Raw genomic sequence first — 14,596 nt, forward strand, 5'->3', positions numbered from 1 at the left:
TTTATTCGCCGTCTTTAAGCGATTCGAGATATTCCCAACGCTCAAATGCCTGCTCTAACGACTGCTCTGCGTTCGCAAGATCAGCCAGCACTTTTTGAGTCGTGTCATGAGGCTGATTGAAAAAATCAGCATCGCTCACTTTAGCCTGGAGAGCTTCAAGCTCTGCTTCAAGTTGCTCAAGCTTTTTCGGCAACTGTTCTAATTCACGTTGCAGATTATAGCTGAGTTTACTTGCTGCTCGTTTAACTGTTTCAGGCTTGCTTTCAGGACTACTCTGCGTTTTTGTCGCAGCAGCTGCGCGCAGAGGCTGGAAGGATCCTTGCTGGCCTTTGGCATCGAAATATCCACCGACGTAACGTCCGATTTTTCCTTGACCTTCAAAAATCCAGCACTCTGTGACTGTATTATCGACAAACTGACGATCGTGGCTCACCAGCATTACTGTACCCTGATAACCTTCAATCAGCTCTTCCAGTAGCTCCAGTGTTTCTACATCAAGATCGTTAGTCGGTTCATCAAGAATCAGTAAGTTGCTGGGTTTCAGGAATAAACGAGCCAGTAAAAGACGATTACGCTCTCCACCAGAAAGCGCACGAACCGGTGTCATCGCACGTTTAGGGTGGAACAAGAAGTCCTGAAGATAGCCTAATACATGGCGTGGTTTGCCATTGACCATGACTTCTTGCTTACCTTCTGCCAGGTTGTCCATCACCGTACGGTCCGGGTCAAGCTCGGTACGGTGCTGATCGAAATAGGCAACTTCCAGCTTAGTACCGCAGTGAACGCGGCCGCTATCTGCCTCCAGTTGACTCAACATCAGTTTCAGCAGCGTCGTCTTACCGCAGCCATTTGGCCCGACCAGAGCAATTTTGTCACCACGCATCACTTGTGCGCTAAAATCACTGACCAATGTCTTGCCAGCAACCTGATAACTGACATTTTCCATTTCGAAGACAATCTTACCTGAACGGCTCGCTTCTCCAACCTGCATCTTCGCACTGCCCATGACTTCACGACGTTGACTGCGCTCATTACGCATCGCCTTCAGGGCACGAACTCGACCTTCGTTACGGGTACGGCGAGCCTTGATTCCCTGACGGATCCAGACTTCTTCCTGTGCCAGCTTGCGATCGAACTCTGCATTTTGTAGATCTTCAACACGCAATGCTTCTTCTTTAGCCAGTAAATAAGCGTCGTAATCACCCGGATAAGAAACCAGTTTACCGCGATCCAAGTCGACAATACGGGTTGCCATATTGCGGATGAAAGAACGGTCATGCGAGATAAAAATAATGCTTCCCTGGAAGGTTTTCAAAAAACCTTCCAGCCAATCAATGGACTCAATATCCAGGTGGTTAGTCGGTTCATCCAGCAACAGAATACGCGGCGAACTCACCAATGCCCGACCTAATGCTGCTTTACGCAACCAGCCACCTGAAAGGGCCGATAGCTCAGTATCAGCGTCGAGTCCAAGCTGTTCCAGCACTTCATTGATACGGCTATCGAGCAACCACAGGCCCTGGTGATCGAGGATCTCCTGAATTCGCGCCATTTCATTGAGATTTTTCTCACTCGGGTCGCTCATCACTTTATGAGAAATATCGTGATAGGCTTTCAGATGCTCAGCCTGTTCTTCCACGCCTTCAGCGACGAAATCATAGACCGTACCCGCCACGTTACGTGGAGGATCCTGTTGTAAACGAGCCACAATGAGATCTTGTTCGTAAACCATGCGTCCGTCATCGAGCGGCACTTCACGGTTAAGGATCTTCATTAGCGTTGATTTGCCTGCACCATTACGGCCGACCAGACAAACGCGTTCATTTTCTTCGATATGTAATTCGGTATTATCCAGCAACGGCGCGTCGCTAAATGACAACCAGGCACCGTGCATACTGATTAAAGACATACTATGACTTCCGGGATTCGTGAGTGACTAACCAGCAATTATGGATCTGGCGATTACGTGCAAAGTCCTGCGACTGCGTTTTCTGGGTAATTTCTTGTGCAACTAACCCGAGCTCCGCAAGACCCGTTAAATTCATTTTAAAACCACGCTTATTATTGGAAAACATAATCGTGCCACCAGGACGTAATAAGCGTTTAAGATCTTTCATCAAGTCGAGATAATCGCGTTGTATATCGAAACTATCTTCCATACGTTTGGAGTTCGAAAACGTCGGAGGATCGATAAATATCAGATCAAACTGTTCGTCGCTTTCGCGTAACCAGCTCAGACAGTCTGCCTGAATCAAACGATGCGGACGCCCTGTTAAACCATTAAGCCGTAAGTTACGTTCTGCCCATTCAAGATAGGTACGTGACATATCAACTGTCGTGGTGGTACGTGCACCACCGAGACCGGCATGAACCGTCGCACTGCCGGTATAGGCAAACAGGTTCAGGAAGTCTTTCCCTTTGCTCATTTCACCTAACATACGACGTGCAATACGGTGGTCGAGGAACAGACCAGTATCAAGATAATCTGTAAGATTGACCCATAAGCGCGCGTCATATTCGCTCACTTCCATAAAGTCGCCTTTCTCACCCATTTTTTGATACTGATTTTTGCCCTTCTGACGCTCACGCGTTTTCAGAACTAATTTATTACCCGGCAGTTCCAGTACACTTTGTGTTGCAGCAATCACATCAAACAAACGCTGACGAGCTTTCTGAGGATCCACGGTTTTCGGTGGAGCATATTCTTGTACCACAACCCAGTCACCGTAACGATCGACAGCAACATTGTATTCTGGCAGGTCAGCATCATAGATACGATAGCAGCTGATCCCTTCCTGGCGGGCCCATTTATCGAGTTTTTTGGCATTCTTACGCAAGCGGTTTGCATAATCGTCAGCAATCTGACTGGCCGCTCCCGTGCTTCCTGGAACATGTACGGCAAGCGTATAGTTTTTCTGTACGCAATCAAGCGGGCCATTTTTCGCTTTAAACTGACGATCGGCACGCAGTTGCAGGCAGCTTAACAGTTCTGGTGAGGCGCTGAATAAAGATAAGTGCCAGCCACCAAACTGCTCTTTAAATCGGCGACCCAATAAATTGTGCAACGCAATCAGGGCCGGTTCACTTTCCAGACGTTCCCCATAAGGAGGGTTACTGATGAGTGTTCCGACAGGTCCTTCCGGTAATGGATTGGTCAGTTTAGTGACGTCTTTCATCTCAAACTGGATAAGATCTGCCAGACCTGCACGACGGGCATTAGATCGCGCATGCTCAATCACTCGTCTGTCATTATCAGAACCAAAGAAGCGAGAAGTATACTGACGAGCACCTTCGCGCGCCCGGCGTTGTGCTTCAGTTTTCACTTCTTCCCATAATTCATGATTATGCTTCGCCCAGTTCAGGAAGCCCCAGCGCTGACGCTTCAAGCCAGGTGCACGATCGGTGGCTATCATCGCCCCTTCAATCAGCAAAGTACCTGAACCGCACATTGGATCAAGTAGTGGCGTGCCTGGCTGCCAGCCTGAACGCATGACAATCGCAGCGGCCAGGGTCTCTTTAATCGGTGCTGCGCCAGTCTCATCGCGATAGCCACGCTGATGCAGCCCCTCACCACTTAAATCGAGAGCGATATTGGCCGTTTCTTTATTCAGCCAGACATTAATGCGCAGATCCGGTGCTTCACGATTAACATCAGGACGTGGCAAGTTTTTGCGGGTGAAAGAATCAACAATGGCATCTTTTACTTTCAGCGCGCCGTACTGACTATTACGGATAGTGTCATTCAAGCCACTAAAGTGCACCGCAAAGGTCGCTTCCGGCCCAAATAATGCCGGCCAGTCGATAGCCTGTACCCCGAGATAAAGGTCAAGATCGCTATAGACTTTACATTCCGTCAGCGGTAACAAAATACGTGATGCCAGACGGCTCCACATCAAGCTTTGGTAAAGAAGACGTGAATCTCCCTGGTAATGTACGCCGCCCTGCACAATTCTGCAGTTCAGCGCGCCTAAGCTTTCTAGTTCAGTTTTTAATAGCTCTTCAAGACCACGCGCCGTGCTGGCAAACAGAGAATTCATATCGTCACTTATCAAAAAAAAGAAAATTGTCCCGCATTATAGCTAATCCGCCACGCATGTCATAAAGTTGCCCGGGTTAATTTCTCTATACCCTGATTAATTCAATATTTTGGTGTGTAAACTTACGAAATCCACACCGAACAACTTACAATATGGCGGGTATATTGACAGAGGATCACATGATTAGCTTATCTCAGCTTCATATCTACCCGGTAAAATCGATGCGTGGCCTGGCACTTTCCCATAGCCAGATATCAGCCAGTGGAGCCGCTTTCGACCGCATTTTTATGATAACAGAACCCGATGGTACCTTTATTACTGCGCGCCTTTATCCGCAAATGGTACTGTTTACACCGGCTCTGTTACATGACGGACTTTACCTGAGCGCCCCCGATGGCAGTACAGCGACCATTCGTTTCGCCGACTTTACCTCCGCACCTGCACCCACTGAGGTTTGGGGAAATCACTTTACAGCACAAATAGCCCCGGCAGAAATAAACGACTGGCTAAGCGGATTTTTCCCTCGCCCGGTACAATTGCGTTGGGTTGGTGAGCATTTGACACGCCGTGTACAGCAGCATGAAGAAGTGCCCCTCTCCTTTGCGGACGGTTTTCCTTATTTACTGACTAACGAAGCGTCATTACGCGACTTGCAGAAGCGCTGCCCGGCCAGCGTCGCGATGAATCAGTTTCGCCCAAATCTGGTTGTCACGGGTATTCCCGCCTGGGCTGAAGACGGCTGGCGGGTTATACGTATCGGCGGCGTCACTTTTGATGTCGTGAAACCTTGCAGTCGCTGCGTGTTTACGACCATTAGCCCGGAGCGCGGACGTCGTCATCCAGGCGGTGAACCCTTGACAACGCTGCAAAGTTTCCGTACCGCACAAGGCAACAGCGAGGTTGATTTTGGCCAGAATCTGATTGCACGTCAGAGTGGTGTTATCCGTGTCGGTGATGAGGTGGAAGTGCTCGCCACTAAACCTCCACAAATATACGGTGCGGGTACTGTCGCGGAGACTGTGCCCGAGCGAACTGTCGCCAGTAATCTGGTGACCATTGATTGGGCTGGGAAAACTTTTCAGGGGAATAACCAGCAAATTCTGCTTGAACAACTGGAACAACAAGGGATTAAAGTCCCTTATTCCTGTAGAGCGGGGATCTGTGGTAGCTGCCGAATTCGCGTACTGGACGGTGAACTCCATGCGCTAAAAAAAGGTGCTGTTGCAGCTGACGGGACGGCTTTAAGTTGCAGCTGTGTACCGACAGGAAACTTGTCCCTCGAACCAAACTAAACTGCGTATTCAAGCCCCATATACTGGACGTCAGACTGGGGTTTCAGTCTGTCGTTCATCACTTTAATCACATCACCGAGCTGCATTGTTCGTCCGGCAAGATTCAGTTCGGTCTGAGCCAGTAAGCAAAGTGCTGCATTATCACCGGTTTCAATCACCAGCAGATTAACCTGTTGCCAGTTATCATTCAGCCAGGCACAAGCAGCTGCCCCCACTTCGGGTTGCCAGTCATTGCTATTATGCGTCACAAAATACCAGCTTTTGGGCATCTGTGGTTTTAGAAAACGGATAGCCACCAGGGCATTTAAAACCAGCTCAGCGCGTTGTTCATCACTTAATATTAAGTTACGGCAGGTTTCTTCAAAGGAAAAATATAACGCGGCATCGTCGACACAAAAACCTGATTTTTCAAAAGCATCGGGCGTTAACATTTTGCGGGGGAAACGTGAACGAAAAAGCATTCCATTAGCCAGGTCGAGCATCATTCGATCATGCTCTTCATCAAAATACCATAGCCAGTCATCGTCTGGTTTAATTCGCATTATGCTTTCCTTGTATTAAGCCCATTCCTATTGCTAATTGAATATTCGTCCTTAATAAAAAATTTCAAATATGTCTAAATAAGCACCAACTGATGAATATAAATCAACCAGGACTGAAAATAAAGTCCTGGTTCCTTGGAAGTGGCAATTATTTACAGATGCGTGACAATTTCTTTAATCAGTGACGGACCTTTGTAAATAAATCCTGAGTATATTTGTACTAAAGAGGCACCCGCCGCCATTTTTTCACGCGCCGAAATCACTGAATCAATACCACCTACACCAATTATCGGTAAGCGACCATTTAATTCCTGAGATAAGCGGCGAATAATCTCCGTGCTTTTTAGCTGAACCGGACGACCGCTCAGGCCCCCCGCCTCATCACAATATTTCATCCCCTGAACTAAACTTCTGTCCAGTGTGGTATTGGTTGCGATGACGCCATCAATATTATGTCTGACCAAACTATCAGCAACCTGGACCAGTTCTTCTTCAGTAAGATCCGGTGCAATTTTCACGGCTACCGGGACATATTTATGATGTAGTTCCTGTAACTGCTGCTGTTTAGTTTTAATACTACTTAGCAGCGAATCCAGCGCATCGCCATATTGCAGTGTACGAAGTCCTGGGGTATTCGGTGATGAGATATTGATAGCGATATAACCTGCATAAGGATAAATTTTATCCATGCAAGCCAGATAATCATCTTCCCCCTGCTCTACCGGGGTATCTTTATTTTTACCAATATTGATCCCTAAAATCCCATCAAAATGCGCTTTTTTGACGTTCTCTACCAGGTTGTCCACCCCCTGGTTATTAAAGCCCATACGATTGATCAGACCTTCTGCCTCAGGCAGTCTGAAAATTCGTGGCTTATCATTCCCCGCCTGTGGGCGTGGCGTTACGGTGCCGATTTCGATAAAACCAAAACCCAGAGCACCCAGTACATCGATACACTCACCGTTTTTGTCCAGGCCCGCGGCTAAACCGAGAGGGTTTTTAAAGGTCAACCCCATACAGGTTACAGGCTTTGATGGAAGATTCTGACGAATGATTCTTTCAAAAGGCGTACCACTGATACGACGAAGCTGTTGAAAGGTCAGATTATGAGCGCGTTCAGCATCGAGCTGAAATAGAGCTTTGCGAACGAAGGGGTAGAACATGACTTCTCCTGGATTCCCGGTATGCAGACCGGGGCAGTATTATTCACTATCTCCTGCCTGATTGGAATTGACTGAACGCAAAAAATACAGAATCACTCAATGAGATGCTCTGAATATCTTCTGTATGCACATTTTTGGGTTTTAAATGCTGGAAAAGTCATTTAGATAAAAACCGTCTCTCTGACAGAATTCAGTCATCGAGCTATCTACGGCAAGTATCTTTGCGAATACATCAGTGATTAGGAGACGTTATGCGAGTAATAACCCTGGCCGGAAGCCCCCGTTTTCCGTCACGTTCCAGTGCGTTACTGGAATATGCCCGTAAGCAACTACGCAAGCTGGATGTGGAGGTTTATCACTGGCATCTACAAAATTTTGCTCCTGAAGACCTTCTTTATGCGCGTTTTGATAGCCCGGCACTGCAAACACTGACCGAGCAACTGGCAACAGCGGATGGTGTTATCATCGCGACACCTGTCTATAAAGCTTCATTTTCAGGCGGCCTGAAGACATTGCTTGATTTGCTTCCTGAGCGGGCACTGGACAACAAAGTGGTACTCCCACTCGCCAGCGGTGGTACTATTGCCCATATGTTAGCGGTCGACTACGCTCTGAAGCCGGTCTTGAATGCACTGAAAGCGCAGGAGATTTTACACGGCGTTTTCGCCGACGATAGCCAGGTTACTGACTACCAGCATAAACCGCAATTCACCCCTGACCTGAAACTAAGGCTGGATGGCTCATTAAATCTTTTCTTACAGGCATTGCAGCGAAGAAAGATAAACGTTAGCGACTTATTAATTCAGCAAGTCATTACCAATGCTGAAGTACAAATAGCGTCATAGAGTAAACAGTCTGTGTTAATGACGCCGAATGCTTAAGTGTATGCTCTCTTATTAAGAGAGCCATTAAATTATAATCTGGATGATTGACTCGACTATTTAACAATCATCGAATGTAATCCTCATTATTCTTATACAGACCTATTAGTTGCCACATTAAAAATAACGCTGATTAAGCCGGGCATATAATTACTTTCATTAAATCCCCTTTGTCTGAAAAACTCCCAAATTATACAATAACTTACTCCCTCCACCTTCATAGAAAAACGGTTTAAAATAAAAACACAACTGTTCCAAATTTATTGGACAAATGAAATATTTATTAATTAAATTAAAAAAATAACATCAAGATCATAGTGGCTATCACCTCACATTAATGATAGAAATAAAGGTGTAGGCACTGCTGTTATCCGTACTGATATTAACCATTCAATTACAAGGAGTAATATAAATGCAAAATAAAACCATTATTATCATACCTAAAAAACCTCGTCCTATTCTTCTGCCACACCATCTGTAAGTAACACTATTCAGGCATCATTCGGTGCCTGAATAGTATTTATTAGTCGGTCAAGGTAACTCACCGGGGACAGGTGAAAAATATAAAAAGTTATGGCATATCAGCAGTATAAAATCGATTACTCAAAGCGATAACTGCTCTGACACTCATCAGGGAGGAAACCATGGATTATGGTAATTTGAAGCCAAAACTTTATTGTTCGCTCAGCATACAAGACGAAGTTATTATTGCAGTACGTGGTAATGAAGAATTCACAATAGGGCCACTGCCTTTCGAACATGATCTGACATTAAAAATACTGAACAGATTTAATGGTATGTATACTATTAAAGAGTTAGTAAATAAATATAATATTCAAGATACCGATTATAAGAAACTCCTTGAGTTAGTCGATGGCTTATCAGAATTTGGCCTTCTTTTAAAGAATCAGCAAGTTGATTTTGTTTCAGGAATAGAGTGTCTTCTTGAAGTAGAAGACTTACAAAACAAATTATTATACGAAATTTTATATAAAAATATTTTTTGGACCAAATGCCAGACACCTGAAGAAGTCCCTTTTAATGTATTTATCGGTCTGGCGATTGAAAACTATCATTTCCTCTATCGAGAAAGCTGGTTTGATGCCCCGATACTCTCATGGCAGGGTTCAAAAAATACGCGTGTATTAATGAATGAATTTTTTTGTGAGGAATATGGTCATGATGAACTTATCTTGAAATCACTCAATACCGTTGGAATTACAAGGGAGGAAATATTTAAAACAGTTCCGTTACCTGAATCCTTGGCGTTATGTAATACTCTGGCCTATTGGTCTGCAAATGACCCTTTGTTCTTTTATACCACGTTAGGTATTTTAGAAGGTAAAGATATCAAGCTGGATTCCTATGTTAACGCAATGGAAAATAACAGTATAGTCCCTACTGAGTTCATCTATTATATTAAAGAACATTCAATGATAAACCTGAATGCTGAACATGGAAATTTAGGCAGGGAGTTATTTAAAAATATTCCAGCAGTATCTCGTGCTGATGTAGATAGATTGAAAGCACAAACATATCTGTTTATAGACATTTATAATAAATTTTATTTATCAGTATGGCAGCATTATTCCTCCTGTGAACAACTATTACGTCTGATAAAGTAAAAGGATATCATAATGAACCTATCTCATCGTTTATTCGAAAAGCCGCGATTAAGATCCGGCGTAACATTCTCTGAGGGTGAACAAGAAATATTAATAGAATATCGTGACCAGAGTTGTAGTCTTCTCTATGATGAGATATCCACCTCAGACATGATTTCATTTTTATTAACAATACAGAAAGAAACATTTACCACTGAACAACTGAATCATCAGTATCAGACAACTCTTGGCGATATTAATGATTTACTCCGTGAACTGGACCGCCTCGGACTATTAGACGAAGGAAAAGAACCCTCTACTGATGAATATTGTACAGGGGAGGATTTTTATCATGTAAAACTACTGCCAATGGTTAGAAACTTGCAGTACGAACTAAATAGCTCTCCTTTTTATATAAGAATGCAAGAAGGAAAAATCACTCGTAATGAGTTAATCGGCTTTGCGATGGAGTATTATCACTTAGTAAAAATGGCTCCTGGTTTGATAGCACCGTCATTAAGTCAAATCGTTAATGAGCAAGCAAATAAACAACTTATTAAACTTTTTATTGATGAGTATGATCATGATGTCATGATGCTTGCTTCTCTGGAGGCTATCGGGGTTCCAAGAGAAACTATATTACAACGCCAGCCACTTGCCTCAACTTTTTCATCCTGTATAAGTCTGGGCGTTTATTCAAGACAACATTGTTTAAGCTTTTTTAGTGCTCTTTTTTTATTTGAAACTCCATCCACAGAATTTAATGAATTATTTGTTGATTGTTGTAAAAAACTAGACATTCCATCCGGGTTTTATAAACCCATCATTAAGCATTCTGATATAAATGAACAAGAAAGCCATGATACTATAACCGAGACGCTTTTAAAGACCATTCCCGTGATATCAAATGAAGAGCAGATCACAACACTAATTAATATCCATAGTCTGGTAGAGATGCTACATAAACAGGATCAGGAAATCGTTGATTACTATAGCCATCCTGATGTTGATTTATACCGTATTTTTTCTTAAAAAACTTCCCTTCCTATAAATTCGAATTAATTACAGACGCCATTCACAAGCGTCATGAATATGAAGAATATAGTTTCTGCTCCAAAGTGAGGGTATATTATGTCTAATGGACTAATTAAAAAACGACGTTATTCTGACTATATAAACCCTTACTGGGTCGAGACGTTATCAATAATGGAACTACCTGGAACATGGTCGAAAGCTGAAAATGAATATCTCTACGATAGTAATAATGTTTGCTGGCTTGATTGCGTCGCTGGGTTTGGCACTATTCCATTTGGACACAACAATCCTCATTTTATAAAAATATTAAAAAACCATCTATCGAAAAATATACCGTCAACTTTTCCTTTTGGTGCAAATTATCCCTCTGCAATTCTCGCAGAGAAAATAATAAATAGTTTCCCCCAAAGAGACAGCAAAGCACATTTTTCCTCTAGTGGTAGCGAGGCTGTTGAGACGGCTTTAAAAATGGCTATGTCATATACCAGACGCTCTAAGTTTATCTCTGTTGAGCGAGGGTATCATGGATTAACGCTGCAAAGCATGTTGCTTAATGGGTCTGACATTTGGGCACAGACACTACCTGAAAGAGAAAGTCATGTTTCTCTTGTCAGTCCAGGAGATATTGAATCCATTAGTCTGTTATTGCAAACGGGTGAATATGCTGCATTAGTGCTTGAGATATCTCAAGGGGTAGGAGGTGGATACACATGGGATAGTGAAGATTTAAAGCAACTGCACCACTTATGTCATCAGCATGGAACTCTTCTTATCGTTGATGAGGTTCAGACAGGCTGGGGGCGTAGCGGACATATCAGTACTTATTCACATCTGGCTTTTGGTTTATACCCTGATCTTATTATTTTTTCAAAAGGAATGACAAATGGCTTATTACCTCTGGCTGTAACAATAAGCACCACAGCTGTACATGCCAGCCTGTTTGGTCATAAAGGCTGTGCAAAAATTCATGGCTCTACTTATTCTGGTTACAGTGCAGGTATTGCTCTTGGCATTGCCTCATTCGATTATCTCGCCGATCATAATATATGCCAACAGGTTGTGATAACAAGTCAGTTATTACGTAAAGGGTTTCAAACTTGTGCTACAAAATATAATATCCCATTATCAATTGAAGGCATTGGATTACTTATAACATTAACCTTTAGCCACAATATACCAGACTTAGCCGGTTATTGCTGGGAATGTTACTGCAAAAATAACATTTTGGTTAATTATTCAGCTCATCGAGAGAATACACTGGTGTTAACACCACCGTTAATAATTAGTGAGGAATCAAGCTATTTTATTCTTGATGTATTTAATTCAGCGCTGTTGAATTATAGTGCAACCTATTCGAGGTTACTATGAAAGAAGCTCTCTGGTTTATAAGCCAGTATAGTCATCCCTATATAAACATAAAAAGAAGCGATATCTCGATAGATAATGACGTTATTATCATTGATACTAATTCTGATTTATTCAGAATAAAAACATCATCTTACAATGAAACTTTATTTATTGTTGAGTGTCTGATATCTCTTTCAAATTTTAAAAGCGCTAACTTTATGATTGCTCTCGGTAATAATGCTCTTGAAGAAGTCATTCATACGCTTTATACCCATGGGTACATATTTAACAATGATACAATACTAACCAGTGAAAAAGAAAAGAAATCTTTTCGATTGAAGGTTCACTCTTTATTAAAAAACTATACCACCGCTTTTTTGGAAACGATCTCAGCGAATAAAGAATCAACAAATATTGAAATACTCTTAACCATTAACTTATTAAAAAACATGTCAAATGAAAGAGTAGTCAGTGATGAAACATGGAGATCTGATAATTTTTATTTTATCTCTTTATGTATTCTGATGCAAAATGCAAAGAACAACAACCCTTATGGTTATACATTAATCAATGAATTCATGAATTCAATACTTGCATATTTAAACAGGCAGGACTACTCGCCAAATATTGTTATCAATTCTGATTTTATATATATTTACTCAAATAGAGACATTGAGTCTTGTCTTTATGCTTTTAAATCACTTTTAATATATTCCCTTGATCTGAATGCAAAACGGGCAGGCTATCAACTAAATGATTTTTATGAGACAGTATCAGGGATAAATTTTGCGTTGATGAGCGAAAATTTTATTCGTGAACATTCTATCCACGCAGGTGAATCTAATTTTCTCAAAGAACTTAAAAAACCAGAGAATCATGAGTTATTGGCCCCGGCCTGTTATATTCAGGAATATTTTATAAACTATCGATTTACAGAAACTATCGCCCCGATGATTTCAAAGCGATTAAATGATTCAATAAAAAAATCATTCACCCGATACTATGAAGAAGAGGTCGGACACGAAATTTACGAACTCGAAACCTGTATAAATCTGGGTGTGACAAAAGAGTATTTAGACAACCACCTTCCACTTCCTTTAACACAAGTTTTTTGTGATGCATTTACTTATCTGTCATCTTCAGAACTGTTGTCATATTTTACGTCAGTAATGATCACTGAAGGAATACCTGGAGAGCCTTCGCAAATAAATGATGTTTTAATCAATAGTACTATATTACAAGACTCCTTCAATGTTGCCTCAAGGAAACATGAACAGCTAAATATCGAGTTAGATCATCAATATTTATCACGATTATTCCTCTCTAACATTCATTCAATTGATAATGCCGAACAAAAAAAATCGCTTCATATCCTTGCATGGATGCTTGAATTAAATCATCGCGCATGGGAAGAGTTACATCAGCGTATTTATATTGAGCGTAAAGATTATTTGGAACCAGCTACCTTATGAATCCTGTTATTAATATTAATAAACCAGACATTGAAATTAAAAATGTTACTCAGTCTAAAAAGCGCATTGCTATCATTCTTAGCATTCATACATTTGAGCGTTTTTTATTCTTCTGTATATCTGTCGTGATGCCGCTTAATCTCTTCGGTGAAGGTGTAATTACCTCTTCTGATATGGGTTTATTTTATCTGCTTTTGTTTAGTTTTTATCGTGGAACGCCCGTTTTATTTGGCTATATCTCTTCATTTATACATAAAGAAAAAATTCTTTATGTCTCTTTGGTTTTAGAGGTTTTTTCACTTGTTTATATGAGCCAGACGGTGGAACTATCTCATATCTATTTTTTCTCTTTTTTTACTGGTACTGTCGGCGGTGCAACCACTATGATGATTATCAGTTTACTTGAAGAGGAAGATAAAAAATACAAAATAGAAATGCATAATAAAATTGAGCATGATATTTTCAATATCCATTTTATGTTAATTAATGCTGCAGCTTTTATAACGCCATTTCTTGCTTTGTTGTCGAGGAAAAATTATCAGATAGCAATTTTAATATCTGCGTCAATATCATTCATTTTATTAATAGCATTTATACTATTTAACAACAAGAATAATTTATCAAGTCCATTAAGCTCTGCTCCTCCCAAAATAAATCTTCACCATAAATTTGATTTTAATTTCCTCTACATCTGGCTCGCATGCGTCAGTGTCTGGGCCGCTTGCTCTACCTTTTATGCTATTATCCCCTCACTGGATTCTGTTTTTTTTGGTATGAAAGGCATAAACGTCTGGTTTTCACTGGATGCCGCTGCCGTGGTTTTATTTTTCTTTATTTTTAACCGGATAAAAATATTCACTAAAAACACGGCTCAGAACGCATTTATCGGAATGGCCATACTTGCCGCTGGATTATTTTTAATTCCATTATTCAAAGATAACTTTTTATATTGCTCTGTCGCGATAATAGTCATTTCGTTTGGAGGCTATATCGCATTTCCTCAACTATATGGATTAGCGGTAAAAACAGACTTTCAGGAACGGAAGGTGTTCTATCTTGGATTAATGGCACTTTCAGGAGCTGTCGGTGAAAGCTGTATGCATACATTGTTTTGGATTACGGGTAATGCCAATTTTTGCCTGCTTCTGTCAGCAGTATTCCTTATAACGACAGCAATTTTGATTAAACGCCGCGATATAAAATCTTAATTTTAACTGTCATTA

11 protein-coding genes are annotated in these 14,596 nt (G+C 41.6%); 7 read left to right on the forward strand and 4 right to left on the reverse strand.

Annotated features, from left to right (window positions below):
- Position 1: 1 nt before the first annotated feature.
- Together M2387_RS06220 and rlmKL are read right to left on the reverse strand one after the other, a co-directional pair.
- Complete coding sequence (locus M2387_RS06220) at positions 2-1,909, reverse strand: ABC transporter ATP-binding protein (protein WP_259047912.1); 1,908 nt, start codon at positions 1,907-1,909, stop codon at positions 2-4.
- Between the two features lies 1 nt (position 1,910).
- Positions 1,911-4,037, reverse strand: a complete 2,127-nt coding sequence (rlmKL, locus tag M2387_RS06225) for a bifunctional 23S rRNA (guanine(2069)-N(7))-methyltransferase RlmK/23S rRNA (guanine(2445)-N(2))-methyltransferase RlmL (RefSeq protein WP_259047915.1) — start codon at positions 4,035-4,037, stop codon at positions 1,911-1,913.
- A gap of 179 nt (positions 4,038-4,216) precedes the next feature.
- On the opposite strand from rlmKL, the gene M2387_RS06230 reads away from it, so the two are divergent.
- Positions 4,217-5,329, forward strand: a complete 1,113-nt coding sequence (locus M2387_RS06230) for a YcbX family protein (RefSeq protein ID WP_259047917.1) — start codon at positions 4,217-4,219, stop codon at positions 5,327-5,329.
- Here M2387_RS06230 and M2387_RS06235 read toward each other — a convergent pair.
- Together M2387_RS06235 and pyrD are read right to left on the reverse strand one after the other, a co-directional pair.
- A complete protein-coding gene (locus M2387_RS06235; protein ID WP_259047919.1) occupies positions 5,326-5,871 on the reverse strand; it encodes a cell division protein ZapC in 546 nt (181 codons plus the stop codon). The genes M2387_RS06230 and M2387_RS06235 overlap by 4 nt on opposite strands.
- 152 nt (positions 5,872-6,023) lie before the next feature.
- Positions 6,024-7,034: a quinone-dependent dihydroorotate dehydrogenase gene (pyrD, locus tag M2387_RS06240; RefSeq protein ID WP_259047920.1), complete on the reverse strand. Its 1,011-nt coding sequence runs from the start codon at positions 7,032-7,034 to the stop codon at positions 6,024-6,026.
- 251 nt (positions 7,035-7,285) lie between these two features.
- On the opposite strand from pyrD, the gene ssuE reads away from it, so the two are divergent.
- The 6 genes from ssuE to M2387_RS06270 all read left to right on the forward strand — a co-directional run bounded on the left by ssuE (position 7,286) and on the right by M2387_RS06270 (position 14,581).
- Entirely contained in the window at positions 7,286-7,879 is a 594-nt protein-coding gene (ssuE, locus tag M2387_RS06245) for an NADPH-dependent FMN reductase (RefSeq protein WP_259047921.1), read from the forward strand.
- 680 nt (positions 7,880-8,559) lie between these two features.
- Positions 8,560-9,540, forward strand: a complete 981-nt coding sequence (locus M2387_RS06250; protein ID WP_259047922.1) for an iron-containing redox enzyme family protein — start codon at positions 8,560-8,562, stop codon at positions 9,538-9,540.
- Between the two features lie 12 nt (positions 9,541-9,552).
- Positions 9,553-10,551, forward strand: a complete 999-nt coding sequence (locus tag M2387_RS06255) for a thiaminase II/PqqC family protein (RefSeq protein WP_259047925.1) — start codon at positions 9,553-9,555, stop codon at positions 10,549-10,551.
- 99 nt (positions 10,552-10,650) lie between these two features.
- Positions 10,651-11,922, forward strand: a complete 1,272-nt coding sequence (locus M2387_RS06260) for a class-III pyridoxal-phosphate-dependent aminotransferase (RefSeq protein ID WP_259047926.1) — start codon at positions 10,651-10,653, stop codon at positions 11,920-11,922.
- The gene (locus tag M2387_RS06265; RefSeq protein WP_259047928.1) at positions 11,919-13,373 is read left to right on the forward strand and encodes a hypothetical protein; all 1,455 of its coding nucleotides are present in this window, start codon (positions 11,919-11,921) and stop codon (positions 13,371-13,373) included. Before M2387_RS06260 ends, M2387_RS06265 begins: the two co-directional genes overlap by 4 nt.
- Complete coding sequence (locus M2387_RS06270) at positions 13,370-14,581, forward strand: MFS transporter (protein ID WP_259047930.1); 1,212 nt, start codon at positions 13,370-13,372, stop codon at positions 14,579-14,581. The genes M2387_RS06265 and M2387_RS06270 overlap by 4 nt, the downstream gene beginning before the upstream one ends.
- Positions 14,582-14,596: the final 15 nt, after the last annotated feature.

It is taken from the genome of Klebsiella sp. BIGb0407 (assembly GCF_024807845.1).
Classification (GTDB): Bacteria; Pseudomonadota; Gammaproteobacteria; order Enterobacterales; family Enterobacteriaceae; genus JGM124.